This is a genomic window from Oleiphilus sp. HI0061, assembly GCF_001635675.1.
In genome coordinates, this window is sequence record NZ_LWFE01000660.1 from 1 (window position 1) to 603 (window position 603).

Annotated in this window: 1 pseudogene; it reads left to right on the forward strand. The window is 46.4% G+C overall.

Annotated elements, in window-relative coordinates:
* Nucleotides 1-603: pseudogene (locus A3735_RS08350) on the forward strand (F0F1 ATP synthase subunit beta); the annotation flags it as partial.

Consider the following 603-nt stretch of genomic DNA (forward strand, 5'->3'; position numbering starts at 1 on the left):
CGTTGATAATATCTACCGTTACACACTGGCAGGTACTGAAGTATCAGCACTGCTAGGTCGTATGCCTTCAGCGGTAGGTTATCAGCCTACACTAGCTGAGGAAATGGGTGTTCTTCAGGAGCGTATTACATCTACTAAGACTGGTTCGATCACATCGATCCAGGCAGTATATGTACCTGCGGATGACTTGACTGACCCATCTCCAGCAACAACCTTCTCTCACTTGGATGCAACAGTTGTATTGAGTCGTGACATCGCTTCTAAGGGTATTTACCCAGCGATCGATCCACTAGACTCTACTTCTCGTCAGCTAGATCCTTTGGTGATTGGTGCTGAGCACTATGAAATTGCACGTGGTGTACAGACAGTACTTCAGCGTTATGCTGAATTGAAAGACATCATTGCGATTCTTGGTATGGACGAATTGTCTGAAGAAGATAAGCAGACAGTTGCACGTGCTCGTAAGATCGAACGTTTCTTGTCACAGCCTTTCCACGTTGCCGAAGTATTTACGGGTGCACCGGGTAAGTATGTATCTTTGAAAGACACTATCCGTGGCTTCCAAGGTATCTTGGGCGGTGAGTACGATGATCTTCCTGAGCA